This is a genomic window from Microcoleus sp. OTE_8_concoct_300 (assembly GCF_031383065.1).
Classification (GTDB): domain Bacteria; phylum Cyanobacteriota; class Cyanobacteriia; order Cyanobacteriales; family Microcoleaceae; genus Microcoleus.
In genome coordinates, this window is sequence record NZ_JANMZH010000087.1 from 23,115 (window position 1) to 46,178 (window position 23,064).

A 23,064-nucleotide genomic window follows, 5' to 3' on the forward strand; every position below is an offset into this window, starting at 1 on the left:
TTGTAAATTTCTTACTCCCGGACCGCGAGTTCGGGGAGGGTTGGGGTGGGGTAAAAAATTTACTAAGCTAATCCGCATTTAAATTGCATGGTAAAATAAATTTTTCCTCTTGTGGGGTGGGCATCCTGCCCGCCCTCAACATACAATTTAAATGCACAACAGCTTACTCCTGCAAGGATTGCTATATTTGTAAGAATGCGGCTATATATTTGTAAGGACACGACAGTGCCGTGTCCTACAAGTTATCCACAATTCAATAGGATAGCTAGCTCACTTGCTAACCGTCAATAAGTAGCCTTCGTGGACCTTGAAATTAGGGATAACATAAGCCAAGCTGCCGCTACCAACCGAAACTTGTTCTTCTTTAACGGTGACAAGCTTTTGCACTGCTCCTTCTTCATTGTTGGGAATTTTTTCTAATTTTAGAGTGATTTCCTGACCCCTTTGAATACCTAGCTGCTCCAAATTCCCGAGGCTTAATGTTACCGTTGTTGCTGAGGAATAATTGCGGTCGAAATAACCTAAAAGTATCTGTGCTTTACCTTCAGGATTTGACTTGCTGGCTAAAGCGACAAGGCGATCGTTATCTGACCGACTCCGCACCCGCGAATTAACTCCGTCAGCATAAGCTTTGTAAGTCCACCAAGCGGCTCTCGGCTCAAAAGTATTAGGCATGACCATCCCACTCAGCGTATTGTTGAAGCAATTGCTAACTTTATTTGGCCCTTTAGCATCCCAACAAGCTCTGCAAGCACCGTCAGCTTTTGCATACTCTAAGTTATACAAATAACCTAAGATTTCCCCCGGCTGGTACTGGGCTAAGTTCCCCACAATTTCGTTGACGTAAATTTTTTGCAATTTCAGTTCCTTGTAAGATGGACTTTGCTGAAAATTGCGTTTAGCATCAATGACATGATCGTCAACAAATAAAATCTTCGTGTCGTTAAGTTCGTGCCATGAGAGGAAATTCACTTCAAGTTTGTTAGCCTTGCAGTAATCCAAAAAAGCGGCGAGATATTCTTTGCTGTAGATGGCGATGCTCGGCCCGCCAATTATTGCTGACGGCCCCAATTCTTCCCGCAAGATTCTGTAAGCTCTTTTGTAAGTTTCAAAGAATTGTTCTCTGCTTCCCTTCCAAAATGGATCTGTCCAATCTGGCTCATTCCATACATCCCAAATAATTTTTTTGCCTTTATTTTGCTGGGCTAACTGTCGGATGAAGGCTTCCCATGCGGGGTAGTTTTGATAGGGCCAGCCATTGGGATTGCTACCGTAGCCCCACAAGTCGCTGACTAATAACTGAAACTCGGCTCCGCTGGCGATTACTCGATCGTAAATATCGAGTCTCCCGGCCCGCCAAAGTTTCGGCTGCAAGGGTTTAATAGAACTATCCGGCGGTTTTGCGGTGTCCATTCCGTGCAGGATGCCACTCATGGAAATTGTACCGGTGGCTGGCTGTCCAAAATCAACTGTGACGTTCGATCGAACTTGGGCGATCGCTCTTGGCTGTCCAAAATAGGCTATTAACAGAACAGTGACAATAGCTAAACAAATTGGCAGCAGTTTATTAATAGGCGGGAACTTGAATGTAAATTGCATATCTTTTCTTTGGTTGATGTTTGGTGGACTGGGCATCTTGCCCGTTCCTAAGAATGCTGCAATAGTTCAGTTTTAACGAACGGAGGACAACACTTCAAAGCCCTGTATTGATTCTATCACTTGTTGCCACGATCGGGAGTTAATCAGCTCGTTGGTATCGAAATTAACTCCTTTTTCCGCAGCGAAAATACCAAAATTTTTCACCCAATCAAAAATAGTTTCTGTAGTAAAATAAGGTGTGCAGGCCCAAGCAGATTGCAAATTATTCACCATCTCGGACATATCCCCGTTATTGTAAGCATCCCAAGCTTTCCACACTAAATAATAGTATTTCAGCAGGCTATCCACTTGCTGTACCTGCTTTTTGAGTTTCGGACTAATAGCGAAACTGTCGCTCTCATCCTCACTTACAAATGCCTGTTCAATTATTTCTCCATATTCCCGAAGCATCCGTTCTTCTTTGAATAGTTCTTGGGCTCGCCCTTTGCACGCTTGTCCTGCAAGTCTGCGCAATTCGGGATTTTCTGCCCATATTTCCACCGTTTCTACCAACTCTTTTACTGTTCCTTCTGGGTCAATTGTAGGATCGGGAAGCAACTTTCCTGTATCTCCCAATTCTTCAGGAATCCCGCTGACTGCTGTGGCAATTACAGGCAATCCTTTCGCCATTGCTTCCATAATTGCTAGCGGCATTCCTTCAGCTTGGGAAGATAAAATAAAGATGTCGCCGGCGTCGAGCCAATCGGCAATATCCCAGCGCTGTCCTAAGAATTTTACCTGTTCTTCTACTCCCAATTTGCTCACAGTTGCTCTTAATTCAGGTTCCAGATTGTCGTGAGTAGTAGACCCAGGCCCGGCCCAAACAAAGTAAATTTGGGGCCAAATTGGACGAGATTTCAATTGGGCGATCGCCTGCAATTGATACTGATATCCTTTAATTGGAGTCAATCTCGCCGCCGTAAAACAAACGACAGCATTTTCGGGGATTCCTTGTTCTTGACGCAGGCGTTGGCGAGTGGAAAGATTTGGCGGCTCAAAATAACTATTTGGTCTGCCATAATAGATTACTTTTCCTCGTTCTAGACGTGTTTTAAATAGGCTTCCGAACAAGTTTAAATTTTCGTGGGAAACTGCTACTGCTGCTTTGGCTACAATGTACTGGTAGGCAACTGCATCGAAATAGGGGATTTGATCGCCGCGATCGAAGGTTTCATAATTGCGATTGATATAACCCAGACTGATTATGTAGGGTATATTTTGCTCGATCGCAACTTGTTTAGCGGCAAAGTTAGCCATCGGCCAGCCGTCACTAAATATAATTAAATCCGGTTGAGCCTGGGCGTAAATCTTTTTAGCATCATCTAAATTGTAAGCAATTCGCAAAAACTCTTTCATCGTGTCGAACTCTAGCCAAATATGTTCGATACCTAGCTGTTTTTGTTCGGTAATTAAAGGGTTAGAAGCTTGACTTTGAACGCTGGTAACTCGGTAGCCATCCTCCGCTAATTTACACATCAGCGAGTGGTTGAACTGAGCCAAACCGCCGACTCCTGAGTCTTCTGTGTACAGGAGTACGTGCTTTGTTTGCCGCCGATAAATCGAACTGGGAGCCGATTGAAACTGATAAGGATTGTTAGCTGCGATCGCCACTACGTCTTGCCATTCCTGTAAATTGGTTAAGGCATAGGCATCAAAGTTATAGCCGTACTGTCCCGAAACCCCCTTAAAAGTTTCCAGCCAATTAAAAACAGTTTCAGTGCCTGTCAAACGAGTGTAATACAGAGATTTTTCCAGACTTTCGACCATTTCTGGCAAATATCCGTTGCAGTACATCCGCCATGCTATCCATACTAAACACTTGTAACGTTCCGCGCGTTTCAAGTCGCGGATGTGCTGAGGCAAATCTGGCCGCGCGAAAAATTGCTCCATCAAAATTTCCGTATTTTTCATTAATTTGGAGCCGTTGGACATAAGATTGGTATCGTGCTGACGATAGCAGGTTAATATCTCTTTTAACCAAACTGACTTGCAGCCTTTTAAACCTAAACGTAGCACAAAATCTAAATCTTCGGTTGGCGGCAAGCGATGATCGAAACCGCCCAAGCGTTCCCACCACTCTCGCCGCAGCATCATCGCGCTGGGACGCACTGATTTGTAAAAAACAAAGGCTTCTAAATCTAATTTTGGTTCTTCTTCCCAAGGCTTGACTCCATAGATGCCTTCGTCGTTTTTGCCAACGATAACCCAACCGGTTTGCACCATATCTAATGTGGGGTCAGCGTCAAAGCAAGCTACTTGTTTTTCTATTTTTTCTGGTAAGAAGAAGTCGTCAGCATCTAGAAAAGCTAAAAATTCCCCTTTTGCTAATTTGCAAGCACGATTTCGAGCAATTGCTGCTCCTTGGTTATCTTGATAGATGTATTGAATTAAATCGAGGTAAGGTGACAAAACTTGGCGAGTGTTGTCAGTTGAGCCGTCGTCTACGACGATAATTTCCCAGTTTTGATAAGTCTGGCCCAGAACACTCTCTACGGCTCTGACAATGTAGCGATCGCAGTTGTAAGCCGGGATGATGACACTGACGCGCGAGTTTTTTGGAGTAATAATACTAGCCATTAACTGTTTCCATTCTGGTAATTCTCTGAGAGAAATGGCATCGATATTGCAGCCGTAGGTCTTAGCAATTTCAGTGATGCGCTTTACCCAATCTGCTATAGTTGCTGGCAGGGAGTACGGGGTATAATCTAAAGATTTTTGCAAATACTCTGTCATTTCTGCCGGATAGCCGCTGTAGTAAAGTTGCCACGCCATCCATGTCAGAGCTTCATAAAAAGCCTGCTTTTCTAATTGGCGGATGTCCTCTGGCAAGTCGGCTCTACTGAAGAAACTTTGCTTTAATTTAATACAAAGGTTTGCCTGTTTTAGCGCTCTCTGGATGGACACATTTTGCCCGTGCTGGCGGTAGCATACTGTCACTTGAGGCAACCAAGCAGCTTCGCAACCCGATAGTGCTAAACGCAAGATTAAGTCGGCATCATCTACTGAATCATACTGAGAATCAAAGCCACCGACTCCTTCCAGCCACTGCCGCGAAAACATCATGGCGCTGGGAAGTAGGGGCAGATAAACAATCCAGGTTTTTAAGTCTAGCTGAGGCAAGTATTCCCAGGGTTTTACATCGAAAATACTTTCGCCTTGCTCTTTAACCATTCGCCAGCCACTATTAACAATTCCTAGTGATGGCTGAGCATCAAATAACGCAACTTGTCCAGCTAACTTATGGGACAAGAAAAAGTCATCTTGATCTAAAAAAGCAATTAATTCACCTCGGGATTCCTGAATTCCTCGGTTGCGGGCGGCGGCTACTCCTTGGTTTTCCTGATAAACATAGCGAATTTTTTCAACATAAGGCTGCAATGCTTGGCGGGTGTCGTCGGTGGAGCCGTCGTCTACGACGATAATTTCCCAGTTTTTATAGGTTTGGCTGATGACGCTTTCTACCGCTTGCGCGATGTAGCGATCGCCATTATATGCGGGAATAATTACACTTACTCGCGGTGTCGAATTTGCCATTGACATGAGTTTTCTCGGTGATAAGGAAGTTCGGCAACGGATTATGTAACGGATGTAACGGATGTCAGACATAAGGAAGTTCGGCAACGGATTATGTAACGGATGTAACGGATGTCAGACATAAGGAAGTTCGGCAACGGATTATGTAACGGATGTAACGGATGTCAGACATAAGGAAGAAGGAAGAAGGAAGAAGGAAGATGCAAGTCTACTGCTGACAGGAATCCCCATTTAAAATGTCAATTTGTTACTTTAGCGTGTAGAAAATACAGGTTCAAGACCCTGTACGCGCTCGACTAATTGTTGCCATTCAGCAGAATTAATTAGAGAATATGTATCTAAATGATGCCCTTGGGCTGACGAAAAATTGCAAAAATATTCTACCCAGTTTAACAGCGTTTCTGTACTCAAAAAAGGTGTGTACTGCAAAGATTCTTGAAGCAACTTCTGCATTCCGCTTAGATCTTCTTGACAGTAAGCCTGCCAAGCATTCCACACTAAAGAGCTGTAATGCACTCGGCTTTCTATCTTCGTTATTGACCTCTGCACCTCTTTTTGAGTAACAAATGGATCTCTTTGGCGATCGCAAAGTAAAGCTTTTTCGATCGCCTCAATCGACTCTGCCAACATCCGTTCCTCTTTGAATAGTTTTTCAGCCCGCTGCTTGCAAGCTTGACCGATTTGATGCCGTAATTCTGGATTCATCGCCCAAGCTTCTACAGTTTTTGCCAATTCCCTCGCGGTTCCCTCTGGATCGGTATTCGGATCGGGCAACAATTTTCCAGTATCGCCAAGCCCTTCAGGAATGCCGCCCACAGCCGTTGCAACTACCGGCAATCCCTTAGCCATCGCTTCGATGACTGCAAGAGAAGGCGCTGCATCTGCTAGAGAAGTCAAAATGAATATGTCGCTAGCATCCAGCCAATCTAGGATATCCCAGCGCTGTCCGATCGACTTCACGCGATCGCTCACCCCTAACTTTTTAATAGTTTCCCTCAATTCTATTTCTACATTGTCAGCGCTTCCCTCACCAGTTCCTGCCCAGACAAAATACAGTTTAGACCACACAGGAGACTGCTGCAACTGCTTGATTGCTTCAATCTGATATCGATGCCCTTTAATCGATGCCAATCGAGCAGATGTGAAACAGACAATCGCATCTTCAGGAATTTCTATTTCTTGTCGCAGGCGTTGACGAGCCGCAGCATTACGAGGTGCAAAATATTCAGGAGAACGCCCCAAGTAAATCACTTGTCCTCGCTCTTTTGGCAACTTGAAATGTTGGCACAATAAATTCAAATGTTCGTAAGCCAAAACAATCACGGCTCTAGCTTGCAGGCAGTGGTAGAGCGATCCTTGTACATAAGGCACTACATCCCCGCAGGCAAAAATTGCGTGTTCTGGCATAACTAACCCGATCAACATCATGTATGGTATTCCCATTCGAATAACTACCTGTTTAGCTGCAAAATTGGAAAATGGCCAACCATCGCTAAAAATAATCAGATCCGGTTTATTACTAGCAAAAAGCTCTCGTGCATCCTGAGTATTTCTTAACACCCGCTGTAAATCTTTATGCCCGCTAAAATCTAGCCACAAGTGCTCTATACCTAACTCTCGTTCTCGCTCAAGCAAGGGACTAGAATGTTTGGTTTGCACGCAGGTGACTCGATATCCTAATAGGGCTAATTTACAGAGAATGGCATGATTGTACTGCGCTAATCCTCCCACGCCCGGATCGTCCGTGTTGTAGAGTAGAATGTGCGATTCCCTAGGGGATAGCGGCGCTTCATGCGCTGTGGAAGGTGTGGGAATAGAACTCTGTTGAGATTGGGGTGGATTAGTCATCACGATCAAAATTATCTCTTGCCATTGGGCTAACTTAGTCAGCGAATAAGCGTCAAATTTTTCACCATATTCTTCAGAAGCCATCTGAAAACTTTCCAGCCAATTTAAGACTGTTTTTGTGGGCGAAAAAGGCGTATATTGCAATGACTTTTCTAAACACTGGGCCATCTCTGCTAGATGGCCGTCGCGATACATCCGCCATGCCAGCCACTTTAAGGATTGATAGCGTTCCTGGTTTTTTAACTGCCGGATTGACCTAGGCAAATCGGGTCGAGCGAAGAATTGTTTCATCACAATTTCTATATTCTTCATGAGGCGAAAACCGCTTGACATGAGATTAGAATTGTGCTGGCGGTAACAGGTAAGTGTCTCTTCTAACCAAACTGCTTTGCACCCCTTTAAAGCTAAACGCAAGGCAAAGTCTAAATCTTCCGTCGGCGGAAACTGAGAATCAAAACCCCCCAAGTATTCCCACCACTTACGCCGCAGCAGCATCGCGCTTGGGCGCACACATTTATATAAAATAAAGCTTTCTAAGTCTAATTTTGGCGCTTGGTGCCAAGGCTTGACAGCAGAAATCTCTCGCCCTTTTTCATCGACCATCAGCCAACCTGTTTGCACCATATCTAATGTGGGGTCAGCGTCAAAGCAAGCTACCTGTTTCTCTAGCTTGGATGGTAGGAAATAGTCATCAGCATCTAGAAAAGCTAAAAACTCGCCTTTGGCTAGCTGGCAAGCACGATTCCGAGCTATGGCTGGGCCTTGATTTTCCTGATATATGTAGCGAATTCTGTCAAGATAAGGCTGCAATACTTGATGGGTGCTATCTGTCGAACCGTCGTCTACAACTATAATCTCCCAATTAGTAAAAGTTTGACCGAGGGCGCTTTCAACCGCTTGCACGATGTAGCGAGATCCATTATATACAGGTATAATTACGCTTACTAGCGGTGTCTGAGTGGCTGTTGACATTATTTAGCTCGCTGTTAACCTATGATTATCTAGTTTATATTAATGTCGCGGACATTCAGCACTCTTCTGTGCTCGGTAGCTCTACTTACAGAAATTTGAATTTTAGCAAAGTTTAGCATATAATCTTACAGGTAATCATTACTCAAAAGGAAAAAAAAAATGAATTCAGAAACAGTGCAAGTGAATTTCCAGCAGCAGGCAGAAATTTATTTAGCTATAGGGAACTTCGATCGGGCGATCGCACTTTGCCAACAAGTTTTAGAATTGCAGCCCAACTCTGCCGAGGCTTGCAAAACCTTAGGAAAGGCGCTGCAAGCTCAGGGTAAATTAGAAGACGCGCGGTATTGGTACAAAGTTGCGATCGCCTACCAACCGGATTTTGCCGAAGCTTTTGCCAACCTCGGTACTCTCTGCGCTACCTTGCAGCAATGGCCCGAGGCGATCGGCTGTTACCAAAAAGCCATCTCCCTACAACCCGACTTTGCAGGATTTTACCGCAATTTGAGCCGGATATTTTCCCAAGTCGGCAAAGCTGAGGAAGCTGCTGAATGCTGGTATCAAGCACTCATGCTCGCACCCGGAGAAATAGCCGAAGAATATCTCGATTTAGGGAATACTTTATTGGGGCAAAATAAAACTCAATCAGCATTAATATGTTACCGTCGTAGCATTCATTTAAACCCCAGTTGTTGCGAAGCTTATTATAAATTAGCCGATGCTGCCGGCTCGCTGCAACAGTGGGAAGAAGCTATTACTAACTACCGCAAAGCTATTCAAATTCAGCCCGATATTTCGGAGTTGTATTACAAATTAGGAAATGCTTTGCAAGCAACGGGGCTATTACAAGAAGCTCTTACAAAATACCACGAAAGTATAGATTTAAATCCAAATAATTCCTTGTGTTACTACAATTTAGGCAGTCTCTTGCTCAAATTAGAAAAATGGCAAGAAGCGATAATTGCCTATCGCACAAGTGTTGAAATTAACCCGGGTTTTCCTTGGTCTTACTATAGCATTGGTGAAGCTTGCGACAAATTAGAAAAATGGTCGGAATCCGCCGCTGCTTACCAGCGCGCTACTGAATTAGACCAAAAAAATTTCGCAGCTTTTCACAAGTTAGGAGATGCTCTCTTTAAACTAGAAAAATGGTCAGAAGCTGAGGCTGCATACAAACGGGCGATCGCACTCGATGCAGGTTTATTTTGGTCACATCATAACTTAGCTTTGACTTTAGTTAAACTTCAAAAGTTTGCCGAAGCAACACTCGCTTATCGACGGGCGATCGCACTCAATCCAGAATTCTCTTGGACTTACCACAATTTAGGAGAGTTGCTATTAAAAACCCAACAGTGGAAAGCAGCAGCTACCGCTTACGAACGTGCTCTTAAACTCAATCCCAGTATTTCTTGGTCTTATTACAATTTAGGCGATGCTTTGACGGGACTTCACAGGTGGGACGATGCTGTTTCTGCCTATCTTGGCGCCCTTCAAATTGACCCCTATCTCCCGAATATTTACACAAAGTTAGGTGAGGCTTTAACAAAAAAAAGTCGGGTAACTGTAGACTTAGCAACTAGCTATTATCATCACGAAATGCTGCCACTATACCCTCCTGAATTTTACTGTCAAGTAGCACAAAATTTTGCAGAGAGCGATCGGCGCAACGAAGCGGCAGTATTGTACTCGATGGCATTAGAAATCAGACCAAAAGATCCAGAAATATCCCAAAAATTAGAGGAGATTTTAGAAAAACAGCGTCAAACAGGGGAATCTACTCTATTATTAGAGTTAGAGGCTAAGGATATTCGCGATCGCTACATTGCCCGAGTAGTCAAAGGCAAGACTTTTGCAGAAGTAGGCGGCTTGTGGGGAAGTGTCAGCGAAAAAGTATCTGTAGCTAGCAAATACGGTGCAGTTTCTCTGACAATGATTGATGCCATGCCGGCATCCCTCCACTGGTGGCAAGATTTTCACGATCGCATGACAAGTTTAAATATTGCTAATTATCACTGTATCAATCAAGATATCACTCAGATTCAGCTTGCCGACATTGGCGATCCTTACGATGTAGTTCACTGTGCAGGAGTTTTGTACCATCACCCCCATCCGTTGCAGATTTTAGTTGCCTTGCGTCAGATAACTCGCGAGCATTTAATTTTCACTTCAGCTATTACCCAAGAAGTTATAGACAATGAGTTTGGTCGCTATGAAATTGCGGCTTCTGGAGTAATGTTTGTTCCCGCTTTGGACGACGCGGAACGAGCTATTTTAACAGCTTATTGGCGGCCATACATCAACAACAACCAGCTTATAGGGATAACTGAGAAAGCAGTTTTTGACATGAACGATTTTGCGCCGTGCTGGTGGCTACCTACAGCTACTGCTTTAGAATCTATGTGCAAAGTCGCGGGATTTAAAGTTTTAGACAAAGGATTGACTTGGGACAATAATGCTTTGACTCTCCTACTGGGGATTTGAGGATTGGTAAACGAACAATAACAGGACTTGCTTGTGAACAAACAGCTAAACACCCGGTTTATGACCGGATTCCTCGTTTTATTTACCCAATATTCCTACTATCAACCGGGTGTTTGCCGTAAGTCCTAAATAAAATAGCTGCCAACATCTGTTGTCAAGAAAACAGAAGAAAATAATCAATGAACAATCATCAATCAGGGATGCCCTTAGGAAACATTTTAGTAGTAGACGATACAGCAGAAAACCTGCGTCTGTTGTCTACGATGTTGACTCAGAGCGGGTACACCCCCCGCTGTGTGATTAACGGAAAAATGGCTCTGAGAGCCTGCAATTCTAATCCGCCGGATTTGATTTTGCTCGACATAATGATGCCGGAAATGAACGGCTACGAAGTCTGTCAGCACTTGAAATTAGAAGCGAAAACTCGCGAAATCCCGGTAATTTTTATCAGCGCTAAAGATGAAGTATTCGACAAAGTAAACGCATTTGCTGTGGGAGGAGTTGACTACATAAGCAAGCCATTTCAGTTTGAAGAAGTGCTCGCCCGCATCGAAAGTCACCTCAGCCTGCGGAATTTACAAAAGCAGCTAAAAGAACAAAATGTGCTGCTGCAAGAAGAAATCACGAGCCGCTTGGCCGTCGAAAAAACTCTTCACGAAAAAAACCAAATCCTGCAACAAGAAATCAGCACCCGTCGCGCCGTTGAAAAAGCCCTGCAAGAGCAAAATTTGGTACTCCAACAAGAGATATCTAACCGCCAGCGCGCCGAATCTGCTCTCTTAAAATCTAACCAAGAATTGGCGCGTTCAAATGCGGAACTAGAACAATTTGCTTATGTGGCTTCTCACGACTTGCAAGCGCCTTTAGCAACTATTGCCAGCTACGCGCAACTTTTAGAAAAACGCTACAAAGACCAACTCGACAGCCAAGCTAGTAAGTTTATCGGTAATATCGTTCTGGGCTGCACGAGAATGCAAACTTTAATTGACGATTTGCTCGAATATTCGCGAGTTGGCCGGAGTCAGAAACCTTTTCAACTGACAGATTGCAATCAGGCAGTCGAACAAGCACTCGCGAACCTGCAAGGGGCGATCCGCGAGACTCAAGCAGTTGTCACCTACAGCGAATTGCCAGCGGTAATGGGGGATATTTCTCAGCTCGTACAGCTCTTTCAAAATTTAGTCGGCAATTCGATTAAATATCGCCACGATGCACCGCCGGTGGTTCATATTACTGCTTGTAAACAGGAGAAAGACTGGTTATTTTCTGTCTCGGATAATGGAATTGGGATTGCGACGCAGCATCAAGCACGCATCTTTCAAATTTTCCAGCGCTTGCACACTCAAAAAGAATATTCTGGGACAGGTATTGGTTTAGCAATTTGTCAAAAGATTGTGGAACGTCACGGCGGATATATTTGGGTGGAGTCGAAACCGGGTCAAGGTTCAACTTTTTACTTTACTGTGGCTTAATTGAGACATCCTTTCGGCCGAAGGTAGAAGCTATAAGGCAGCGGAAGCTGAATTAAATCTTATATTTTAAGGCAGAAGCTAGAAGGTACAAGGTAGAAGTTAATACCATTTTAGATTTTAGATTTTAGATTTTAGATTTGAATAATTGAGAATGACTGTGATTATCTGGGTTGGGTTCACGGGCTTACAGTTGCATTCTTTTTTTAAACTGGTATAAATTGCCAGTTATATCAATTCCGGTTGCACTCCTCCGGAATTGTTGACTGATGACTGTTGACTGTTGACTAATGACTAATGACTAATGACTAATGACTAATGACTAATGACTAATGACTAATGACTAATGACTAATGACTAATAACTAATGACTAATGACTAATGACTAATGACTGTTGACTGTAGAAGGAGGGATGGAAAAACTCAATGGTTGAGTGTTAACTGTTGACTCGATTTTATTATTGTGATGCAACCGGAAACGATATTAGAATAAAAAATGTTTCGCGTTGACACTCTAGTTAGTGCGTGATATAATTATAAGTCTTAAACAAAATTTTTGTAGCGCTAGCTCACACCGCAATGGAACGGCAGATGTAGGTGTAGGTACAATTGAATAACGACCCCGGAAATAAAAGGTGAAATCCAAGTTAGTTTAATTTTTCTTAATTAACAAATATTATGAAAGCAGTTTTTAACTTAGCTTTGCCTCCTATCTGCTTTAAAGTTCTGTTAGTAGAAGACAACCCTCAAGAAGCTGAGCTTATTGAAGATTTGCTGTCAGAAATTGGCGGGGTGCAGCGTATAGTGCTGACGAAAGTAGAGCGCCTCAGCGAAGCGCAGCAGCGATTGAATGAAGAAATTTTTGACATAATTTTATTAGACCTTTCACTGCCAGATAGTCTGGGAATCGAAACGGTTGCTCGGGTACAAGAGTACGGGGTAAATGTGCCGATCGTAGTTCTGACTGCCCAAAACGACGAAGAGCTTGCCCTGCGGTTGATTTCTGTCGGCGTACAGGATTATTTAGTCAAAAGAAAAATCGACAGCGAACTGTTAATTCGATCGCTCCGTTACGCCAGAGAACGCCAGAATAGTCAAGATGCTTTGCGAAACAGCGAAGAAAAATATCGCTCGGTGGTGGAAAATTCTCTGATCGGAATTGCCATCATAGCTCCAATTATTGACCGCGAAATTCCTCAAAATTGCAATTGGATAGAAGTTAACGATGCGCTGTGCAATTTGCTCGGCTATGAGCGCTACGAACTCGTGCAAAAGAATTGGCGGGAATTGACTCATCCAAAGGATTTGGATGCCTATTTTGAAAAAAATTCTCAGATGTTAGCAGGTAGGATCGACGGTTACATCTTAGACAAAAGGTGGCTCAGAAAAGACGGTGAAATAGTTCACACGCGAGTTTCCCTGCGCTGCATCCGCCGCCCGGATGGGTCGATCGACCGGATGATTGAAGTAGTGTTGGACGTGAGCGATCGCTACCGCTACGAAGCCAAACTGAAAGCGTCAGAAGAATTTTTAAACCACACCATAAATGCTACGCCAGACCCAATTTTTGTCAAAGACGAGCAACACCGCTGGATGATATTAAATGATGCTTTTTGTCAGTTGGTAGGCAAATCGCGGCAAGAACTCCTCGGCAAATCAGATTATGACTTTTTTCCGAAATCAGAAGCTGCTGTTTTTTGGACAAAAGATGAAGAAGTATTGAGAACTGGTATCTGCTTGGAAACTGAAGAAAAATTCACAGACACGGCAGGGAAAGAACACATTATCTCTACCAAGCAAAGCGTATTTAAAAGAGCCGACGGCAGTAAAGTAATAGTAGGCACAATTAGAGATTTTACCGAATACAGACGGCAGCAAAAAGCTCTGGAACAAAGCGAAGCTCGATTTCAAAAACTCGTAGCTAACCTGCCGGGAGCAATTTATCAATTACGAATGTCAGCAACTGGAGAAATATCTTGTCCCTACGTCTCTTCAGGCAGCCGTCAACTGTACGAACTAGAAGCAGAAGCAATAGAGCAAAATGCCAAACTGATGTTCAGCGGAATTAACGCAGACGATCTCTTAGATTTAGAAGCATCGATCGCAATTTCAGCGGCTACCCTGGAACCTTGGCAGCAGCAGTGGCGGCAGACTTTGCCATCTGGAAAAGTTAAGTGGCTGCAAGGAGCGGCGAGACCCGAGAGGCTCAATAATGAGAGCAAATCTGGGAGCGAAGGCGATATTCTCTGGGACGGTTTAGTGATGGATATCACTGAATTAAAGCAGGCACAAACAGAGCGCGATCGCTTTTTTACGATTTCCTTAGACTTGCTTTGCATTGTCGGTTTTGACGGCTATTTTAGACGATTAAACCCGGCTTGGTCTAATGTCCTGGGCTACAGCATCGCCGAACTTTTTGCCAAGCCGATGCTCGAATTTGTTCATCCAGACGATCGACAAGCCACCGCAGCCGAAGGGGAAAAACTCCTAGCCGGTACGTCCAGTATCTCCTTTGAAAACCGCTATATCTGCAAAGACGGTTCTTACAAATACCTGCTGTGGACGGCATCGCCATTTAGTGAAGAAGGTTTAATTTACTCAGTCGGTCACGATATTACCTCTCGCAAACAAGCCGAGTCCAAACTCCAGCGACAAGCAGTAGCAATGGCCGCTGCTTACGACGGTATCGCGATCCTCAATGCTAGTGAAGAATATATTTATTCAAATCAGGCTTATCTCAAAATGTACGGTTTTTTAAATCCCTCCGATTTATTGGGGAAAAGTTGGAGGTTTTTCTCGGAAGAAGCAAAGATTAAACAATTTGAACGAGAAATAATGCCTGAGTTACATAAAAAAGGATACTGTAATATAGAAGCAACTGGTCAGCGGCGAGACGGTACTCTTTTTCCTCAAGAACTTTCGCTGACCATGCTTGCAGGTGGCGAAATAATTTCTATAGTCCGCGATATCACTAAGAGAAAACAGGTAGAATTAGCACTACAAGCGAGCCAGCGCCGCTACCAAACTTTAGCAGAAGCATCGCCAGTTTGTATATTCCACACCGACACCTTGGGAAATTGCCTTTATGTGAATCAGCGGTGGAGCGAAATCACGGGATTAAACGCAGAAATAGCAGCAGAAACTGGCTGGATGAATGCCATACATCCCGATGATGCGGAGCGGGTAAAAAATGAATGGGAGCGAGTAATTATTGAGAAAATTCCTTTTAAATCAGAATACCGCTTTCAGCGTCCAGACGGTCGTGTAATTTGGGTGCTCGGTCAGGCAATTGCAGAAATCGGAGACAAGCAGGAAATTAAAGGCTATATCGGCACTATTACTGATATTAGCGATCGCAAACAAGCAGAATTAGATTTGCTGCGAGTTACTCAAGCCGTAGAAAGCACCAGCGACGCAATCGGCATTGCTGACTTGACAGGGCGATCTATCTACCACAATCAAGCCTTTGTTCAGCGGTACGGCTACACAGCAGAAGAACTGAACACAGCAGGCGGAGCAGCGGCACTTTACTCCCAAACTCAAGTGCTGGTAGAAATGTTTAAAACGATCCGTAAAGGCAAATCTTGGCAAGGCGAACTCAAAATCAAAACTAAAACCAACGAACTGGTAACGACTTTATTTCGCGCTGACTGCATTAAAGATGAAGCTGGCAATTTAATCGGGCTAGTGGGAGTAATTACCGACATCACCGAACGCAAACAAGCCGAGATCGCGCTGCTGCTGCAATTAAGGCGAGAACGGCTGGTAGTTGCCATGCTCGATCGCATTCGCTCCTCTCTCAATTTAGAAGAAGTCCTCACCACTGCTGTCGAACAAGTGCGGCAATTTTTGCAAACAGACCGCACAGTTATTTACCGCTTTAATCCCGACTGGAGCGGCTTTGTACTTGTGGAATCTGTGGCAAAAGATAGAACTTCTATGCGAAGTTTGAACAATCTCGATCGGTGTTTGAGAGAAAAATTTGTTGATATTTACCAGCAAGGCTATACTCGCTCTGTGGAAAATATTTACAGTGAAAATCTGAGCGAATGCCACCTTGAATTTCTCGAAGAATTTGAAGTGAAAGCTAAGTTAGTAGTGCCGATTTTAAAAGCACGAGAAAGCATTTCCCAAGCCCAACCGACGGCAGAAAATCAGCTCTGGGGACTGCTGATCGCCCACGATTGCAGCGGCCCCCGTTCCTGGGATGCCTCAGAAATAGAATCCCTCCGGCAATTGTGCGTGCAATTGGCGATCGCGATCCAGCAATCGACGCTCTTTCAACAAGCACAAACCGAAATTGCCGATCGCAAACTTGCAGAATCTGCCCTCCAACAAGCCGCATTAGTCGCAGAAAGCGCCAACCGCGCCAAAACCGAATTTCTCGCCAACATGAGCCACGAACTACGCACGCCTTTAAACGGCGTTTTAGGTTACGCTCAAATCCTCAAAACCGACACAGACTTAAGCTCTGATCACCAACAAAGTCTCAGCAATATTCAACAGTGCGGTCAACACCTGCTGATGTTAATCGACGATGTTTTAGACCTTTCCAAAATCGAAGCTAGAAAAATGGAACTCTACCCGGAAGAGTTAAATTTTCTACATTTCACAAAAAACATTGCCGACCTCTTTCAGATGCGGGCTACTCAAAAAGGAATTTCCTTCAATTACGAACAAGTATCTCCCTTGCCTAGCTGCGTTTGTGTCGATCAAAAAAGATTGCGCCAAATTCTCATAAATTTACTCAGCAATGCCGTTAAATTTACGGAAACCGGCGGAGTGACTTTCAAAGTCGGCTATGTCGGCACGGGGGCCTGGAGTCGAGGTCAAGGAAAGAATTATGAATTCTCGATTTTGAGTTCGGAACTGAAAGAAAATTATATGCGCTTCGCCCACAATGCGAAGGCAGCAAAACACGCTTTAAAAATCCGCTTTCAAATCGAGGATACTGGCACTGGAATAGACCAAAGCAAGTTAGAAGAAATATTTTTGCCCTTCCACCAAGTAGGAGGCAATACATTTATTGAAGGTACAGGTCTAGGACTCTCGATTAGCCAGAAATTAGCGAAACTGATGGGAAGCGAAATTCGCGTCAACAGCACTTTGGGAAAAGGCAGCACTTTTTGGGTAGATTTAGAGCTGCCCTCCGTCAAACGGTACTTGGAGGTGTCTCCTTTGCGGGAAAAACGCTGGGTTGTCGGTTTTGTCGGCAAAAAGCGGAAAGTCCTAATCGTGGACGAAAATCAACTAAATCGCGATTTGTTGTGCAGGCTGCTGGGGCGTTTGGGATTTGAACTTGTAGAGGCAGAAAACGGTCAAGAATGCCTCTGCAAAGCTGTTGAATTTCAACCGGATGTGATTTTAATCGACTTGCGGATGCCTGTAATGGATGGCTTAGAAACTGCAAGAAGACTGCGGCAGTTGCCGGAATTAAAAGATGTCGTGTTAATCGCTATGTCAGCTAGCGTTTTCGAGGCTACGCAGCAAGATAGCATCCTCGCAGGGTGCGATGCTTTTCTTCCCAAGCCGATCGAAGCCAATCACTTTTTGGAACAGTTACGTGTGCACTTGGGACTAGAATGGATTTACGAGGAATCTTCGGAAAGCCAAAAACGCAAAACTCTCAGTTTGTCACCAGCGTCTGATTTTCCTGCTTATTCTTCTCTGTTACCTGCGGCTTCTGAGTCGGTAGCAAAAATTTTGAAACTCGCAGCTATGGGCGATATTGAAGAAATTTTTGAGGAGAGTGCTAAGCTGGAAAATTTAGAGCCAAAATTAGTGCCGTTGGTCTCGAAGCTGCGCCAACTTGCTAAGGGATTTCAGCTCAAACAAATTCGGAATATTTTAAAGCAATATATCGAGGGTCAGTAGTCAGTAGTCAGTAGTCAGTAGTCAGTGGTCAGTGGTCAGTGGTCAGTAGTGATATCATGTCCGGTCGCTCGATCGGACATGATATCACTCTAATAGCCAACCAAATAATTCTCCTACTGTCAGTTGCAATCCCCTGGCAAAAGATGGCATGGGCAATAACTGTTCCGGTTCGTCAAACACCTCCGTTGATTGAGTCGGCCGATATACAAAAACCGATCGCTCCTCTGGATCGATTAACCAACCCATTTGAGTTCCGTGTTTGAGACAATGTAAAATATTTTTAGTAACTTTAGTTTGGCTTTGGTCGGGGGAGAGGATTTCAATTGTCCAATCCGGGGCGATCGCAAACACATTTGCCACACCACCATTTTCTTTACGGGGAATGCGCTCCCAAGTGAATACAGTCACGTCTGGAACGATCGCTCGACCGCCAAAAATGCACCGTAGTTCTGGAAATGCTCGCGCCACCTTTTGAGGTTTGAGAGCAGTATTAGCAGCGCTTGTCAACTCGCCTTGAATGACACTATGTTCTCCTTGAGGCCTCGGTTTTTGAATGATTTCACCGTCAATGTACTCCCTGGCTGGTTGGGTTTCTGGCAACTTCAGAAACTCTTGGAGTGTCAAAGATTTTGGCAGGGTTTGTACCATCCAATTTTACCTATAAAATAGAGTTTCATCTGCTATTTTACCAAAAAGTCCCGAACTCGTGCGATCGGCGCTCCACTTACTTCTTCCTTCGGCTATACCACCTTGCATCTTGCGGCTAATCTTGCTTCTATATATTCAGAGACAGTTTTTGAGAGAGTTGGGATTGAAATTACTTTGCCTCAGTAACGGCCACGGAGAAGATGCGATCGCCCTTCGCATCTTGCAGGAACTGCAACAGCACCCGCATCCCCCAGAATTAGCCGTGTTTCCGCTAGTGGGCGAAGGGCAAGCTTTTGCTCAACTAGAAAACGCCCGCATCATCGGTCCGGTGCAGCGGATGCCTTCTGGCGGCTTTATTTACATGGACAGAAGGGAATTTTTGCGCGATGTCAAAGGCGGCCTGATTCAGTTGACCATAGCTCAGTTTAAAGCCATCCGCGCTTGGGTGCGGACGCAACAACAGTCTGGGAATCAAAACGGCGTTATTTTAGCCTGCGGGGATATTGTACCCCTGCTGTTTGCTTGGCTCAGCGGCGCGCCCTATGCCTTTGTCGGTACGGCAAAGTCTGAGTATTATTTGCGCGACGAGGACGGGCCTTTGGCTCGCAAATCCCGCGCAGGAGCGGGGTGGAGTTGGTCGCGATCGGTTTATTTCCCTTGGGAACGCTGGTTGATGACTCGTGAGCGCTGTCGGGCCGTTTTTGCCAGGGATGCGCTCACCGCCGAGACTTTACAAAAGCTGGGGATTCCGGCTTATAATCTCGGAAATCCGATGATGGACGGACTCGAACCGGAAAACCCAGCGGGTTTTTACGGCCCTGACGCAGAGTTTCGGGAAAGGTCGCGATCGCTCGTCATCACCTTACTCCCCGGTTCTAGAGCGCCGGAAGCCTATGCTAATTGGCTGCTAATAGTAGAGGCTGTAGCCGGAATTTTGTCCCTGTTTGCCGATCGCAAATTGTTATTTTTCGGAGCCATTTCTCCGGAGTTAAATTTAGAAGCTTTGCGACCTAGTTTAGAATTTTTCGGCTGGCGACAAGACGGCGAAACTAGAACGCAGCGGCGAGAAGGAAGTATTTTGCGACCTGCTGTTTCTAGTCATCAAGAAATGCGGAAAGAATCTCCTAATTTGCTATTGCCCTTGACATTTGTGCAGAGAAACGCCACGATGATTTTGACTCAGCAAAGTTTTAACGATTGTTTGTACGAAGCCGATTTAGCAATAGCAATGGCAGGAACGGCTACAGAACAATTTGTAGGTTTAGGAAAACCCGCGATCGCCATTCCCGGAAACGGCCCGCAATTTACTCCCGCTTTTGCAGAAGCTCAAAGTCGCCTGTTAGGCCCGTCATTAATTTTAGTCAAACATCCCGCCGAAGTTGCCGGCACCATGCAGTCTTTGTTCCGCGACCCCGACAGATTGCAGCTAATCGCTGAAAATGGCTGGCGCCGCATGGGAGAACCGGGTGCAGCAGCCCGAATTGCCAAGTGTTTAATTCAGCGGTTCGGCAGTGAACACAGCAATTCTCAATTGCGTCCCATACACTAGCAACACAACATTACCGATCTCCCTACCGAATATCTTTAATTCTACTTTCTTTAAAAAAAATCTTGTTCAGTAACTACTAACTTGCCTTGTATGCAGTATCGGAATGCAAGTCCTGTGATTTTTATCAGGACTTGCATTCCGATACTGCAAACCAATTTTATCAAAGGAGTTGGGTCTAAAACCCCGTCCTTTTAAGACGGCTTTAATTTATTCCTAAAACTTCTGGCAATTCCAGTAATCGTGGTATACTGCAATAGTCGAGGTTAAACTCCTTTGCCCTCGTGAAACGGGACATGAGACACACTTTTAGGCATAAACCGGGGGGCAAAGAGCGGCGAAAACTCTTTAAACAGCTAGAGGCTTAACACAGTCTCAAAACCAGAAAAACAAACTATTCTAGTCTTGTTAAGTAGGGTGGGGCACACCCAAACTCTAGGTCAGTATCCTAGTAAGCTTTTGGAGATAGACCCTCTGGGGTGGCTGCGAATCAGGCTCGTTAATTGGTGGAATTCCCACGGTTAAAAGGTTTGAGTATTGCCGAAAGGACGTAACACTTAAAGGTCAGTCGCTGAATTAAGAATCCCCTCGCCTTTAGGCAGGGGAGTGTCAATGTGGTTGTTCGAGTAGGGTGCGCTACGCAGGCGCGCACCTTACTAATACACCAATCGCCGAAAATTTTAATTCGCCGTTTTTTCCGAAGATGGCACCCAGAAATTAGCTTGAGGAATTTTAAAATCCGACTTAACCAAAACTCCCGGTTCTCGCTGCACCGGCAGCACATCTAAAGTATCCGTTTGCGCGCAATATTTTAAATCTTCAATAACACCTAAACCGAGGAGGCGCTGGCCGTGACTGGCTTTTTCCAACAATTCGTGCAACCGATCTTGCCAGTGCAGGTAAAGAGAAATAGCCGCAAATACTTCATCGTTACCAGCAAACTCGCTCGCAGGAATACCGCTTTCTGCCAGGAGACTTTGGGCGATCGCACCAGCACAAACCGTATCTTCCAACGAATAACTCCCTTCCCAACCCGAACCCACAATCCAAATAGTTTCCGGCTGTTTATTTAACAAAAACTGCACCACAGATTTGCGGTTAATCAAAGCCGCCGTTAACACCGTTGCAGCAGCTTGCACTCGCTGCAGAGCCCGAGTACCGTTAGTTGTGCTGATAAAAATTCGCTTCCCAGTCACCTTTTCTGGCGTGCAGTCGAAGGGGGAATTCCCCATGTCAAATCCCTCAACTTTGCCGCCGCCGCGCTCTCCAGCGCGAATCCGCTTATCTGCCGGCCATTTTTCGCTCTCGGCCATCAGCTTATCTAAGTCGCTGAAAACTTGGACAGCTTCCGCCCCATTATTCAGGGCCGTTGCCATTGTCGTAGTCGCCCGCAGCACATCAACTGCGATCGCGCAAGCCGGCATATTGTCGGCTGGCGTAAGTTCCGGGGTATGGTAAATAAAAAGCTTCACTTTTGGGCCACCTGCGATAAATCCTCATCAGCAATAATAATGGAAAGTGGATAATAGAAAATAGAGTCGAGTCCTCAAAAGCAGAAAATATGTCAAAACAGCTAAATTCAAACCCCGCCCCCGCCGCCATTACCGCACCAATTCGACTCCTCGCAGGTTTCACCTATCCTTTTCGAGCTTTCACCCTGATTTTGCAAACTCCCAAGCTGTGGAGTTATGTATTAGTTCCCGTAGGGCTAAATTTTATAATTGGTATCGGTCTTTATTTAAGCTTGCTATTTCCCAGTTTAGCAGGCATAGACCTTTTAGTTGCCGATTTGTCCGTCCGATTTAATGCTATAATTGCGAGTTTTCCAGCTTGGCTGAGCTTTCTCGGCGTGTTAACAGTCGCTTTCGGCTGGCTGCTGCGCGTACTCCTAGTGTCAGGACTTTTGCTGATAATCGGATTTTTGTTAGTGCAGTTTGGCGTGATTTTAGGTTCGCCCTGGTACGGCAAACTTTCCGAACAATTGGAACTGCTGCGGAACGGTCAATTGCCCGCAGAAGCACCAATGAATTTACGCAGTAGTTTTCGGGATATTCAAAGGGCGATCGCCTTTGAACTGCGAAAACTACAAATTTTGTTGAGCATCGGCATACCGCTGCTGCTGCTGAATTTTATCCCGGGCGTCGGCTCTATTCTTAGCAGTTTGGGTGGCGTAGCTTTGGGCGCGACTATTGTCTGTTTGGACTTCTTAGATGCACCTTTGGAGAGGCGGAGGCGACCTTTTCAGGAGAAATTGGAGATAATTTGGGCGAGTTTGCCGGCCAGCGGGAGTTTTGGTGTGGTTTGTTTGGGTTTGGTGAGTATTCCCCTGTTGAATCTGTTGGCGATTCCGCTGTGCGTGACGGCGGGAACTTTGTTTTTTTGCGATCGCATTTGGCCGGTCCGCTTTGCCCCAGAAGAGAGAAGTATCGATCGAGAAACTAACATCACAAATTAAAAACTAGGGAGATGCTTCTACATTCTGCCCAATCCCTTCTCCCTTCGGTTGACTCTGGGAGTTAAGACCCAGAAAAAAGCTTAAAAAGAGCCAACTAAGGAAGAAGAATGAAGCTGTAAATAGCTGGACAATATCGATCGCCGACAAATATCCGTCAGATAATAGTGCAATACTTCTATCTGTCAGCCCGAATATCCAAGAGAGAATCCCAAACAGCCAAATGCCTTTTTGGAGGATTGGGAAAAATGCTGAAACTTCGGAGTTTTGCTGTTTGTTCATTGATTTAGCCCTTGTTTGCGAAGAATCTGATTAACCGGGGCACGCCAAGGGCGAGATACTGTAACTAAATTGCTGGACATCTATTGACATTCTTCCCGGACTGGGTAACTGTAGCGGCGGGCATGGGTAGCGGCGGGCACAGGGGCACCGCCCCTACAAAAGAAAGATTGTAATTTAGATTGAAGTATGCAATACTACAAGTAGAGCAAGTCTGGTTAAAGAACGATCGTGAGGTTTGTACTGAGGACCCAGAGTCCTCAAAGCCCTAAAAGCCACAGGACAAACAATTCGATTATCAGTATTAACCCGGCTTGATATGAGTT

General features: G+C 44.9%; 11 protein-coding genes. 5 read left to right on the forward strand and 6 right to left on the reverse strand.

Translation table 11 applies throughout. The features are described from left to right. Positions 1-270: 270 nt before the first annotated feature. The 3 genes from ACUVJL_RS04270 to ACUVJL_RS04280 all read right to left on the reverse strand — a co-directional run bounded on the left by ACUVJL_RS04270 (position 271) and on the right by ACUVJL_RS04280 (position 7,992). Positions 271-1,635 carry a GH39 family glycosyl hydrolase gene (locus tag ACUVJL_RS04270; protein WP_445244715.1) on the reverse strand — a complete coding sequence of 455 codons (1,365 nt, stop codon included), beginning with the start codon at positions 1,633-1,635 and terminating at the stop codon, positions 271-273. A gap of 36 nt (positions 1,636-1,671) precedes the next feature. Next, complete coding sequence (locus ACUVJL_RS04275) at positions 1,672-5,178, reverse strand: glycosyltransferase (protein ID WP_445244716.1); 3,507 nt, start codon at positions 5,176-5,178, stop codon at positions 1,672-1,674. A 246-nt stretch (positions 5,179-5,424) separates the two neighbouring features. After that, positions 5,425-7,992 carry a glycosyltransferase gene (locus ACUVJL_RS04280; protein ID WP_445244717.1) on the reverse strand — a complete coding sequence of 856 codons (2,568 nt, stop codon included), beginning with the start codon at positions 7,990-7,992 and terminating at the stop codon, positions 5,425-5,427. 159 nt (positions 7,993-8,151) lie between these two features. On the opposite strand from ACUVJL_RS04280, the gene ACUVJL_RS04285 reads away from it, so the two are divergent. From ACUVJL_RS04285 to ACUVJL_RS04295, 3 genes are all read left to right on the forward strand, one after another. Beyond that, on the forward strand, positions 8,152-10,470 hold the full coding sequence (locus tag ACUVJL_RS04285) for a tetratricopeptide repeat protein (RefSeq protein WP_445244718.1): 2,319 nt from the start codon (positions 8,152-8,154) through the stop codon (positions 10,468-10,470). 179 nt (positions 10,471-10,649) lie between these two features. Continuing rightward, positions 10,650-11,942, forward strand: coding sequence for an ATP-binding protein (locus ACUVJL_RS04290; protein ID WP_445244719.1), 1,293 nt, complete (start codon positions 10,650-10,652; stop codon positions 11,940-11,942). A 675-nt stretch (positions 11,943-12,617) separates the two neighbouring features. Then, a complete protein-coding gene (locus ACUVJL_RS04295) occupies positions 12,618-17,813 on the forward strand; it encodes a PAS domain S-box protein (RefSeq protein WP_445244720.1) in 5,196 nt (1,731 codons plus the stop codon). Between the two features lie 84 nt (positions 17,814-17,897). Here the strand turns inward: ACUVJL_RS04295 and ACUVJL_RS04300 are convergent, their stop codons facing one another. Beyond that, on the reverse strand, positions 17,898-18,461 hold the full coding sequence (locus ACUVJL_RS04300) for a Uma2 family endonuclease (protein ID WP_445244721.1): 564 nt from the start codon (positions 18,459-18,461) through the stop codon (positions 17,898-17,900). Positions 18,462-18,624: 163 nt separating this feature from the next. Here ACUVJL_RS04300 and ACUVJL_RS04305 point away from each other — a divergent pair, with 163 nt between their 5' ends. Beyond that, complete coding sequence (locus tag ACUVJL_RS04305) at positions 18,625-20,010, forward strand: lipid-A-disaccharide synthase-related protein (RefSeq protein WP_445244722.1); 1,386 nt, start codon at positions 18,625-18,627, stop codon at positions 20,008-20,010. Positions 20,011-20,687: 677 nt separating this feature from the next. Here ACUVJL_RS04305 and ACUVJL_RS04310 read toward each other — a convergent pair. Next, positions 20,688-21,479, reverse strand: a complete 792-nt coding sequence (locus ACUVJL_RS04310; protein WP_445244723.1) for a 2-phosphosulfolactate phosphatase family protein — start codon at positions 21,477-21,479, stop codon at positions 20,688-20,690. Between the two features lie 89 nt (positions 21,480-21,568). On the opposite strand from ACUVJL_RS04310, the gene ACUVJL_RS04315 reads away from it, so the two are divergent. Beyond that, a complete protein-coding gene (locus ACUVJL_RS04315; protein ID WP_445244724.1) occupies positions 21,569-22,462 on the forward strand; it encodes an EI24 domain-containing protein in 894 nt (297 codons plus the stop codon). Positions 22,463-22,465: 3 nt separating this feature from the next. Here ACUVJL_RS04315 and ACUVJL_RS04320 read toward each other — a convergent pair whose 3' ends face one another. After that, a complete protein-coding gene (locus tag ACUVJL_RS04320) occupies positions 22,466-22,741 on the reverse strand; it encodes a hypothetical protein (protein WP_445244725.1) in 276 nt (91 codons plus the stop codon). Between the last annotated feature and the right edge of the window lie 323 nt (positions 22,742-23,064).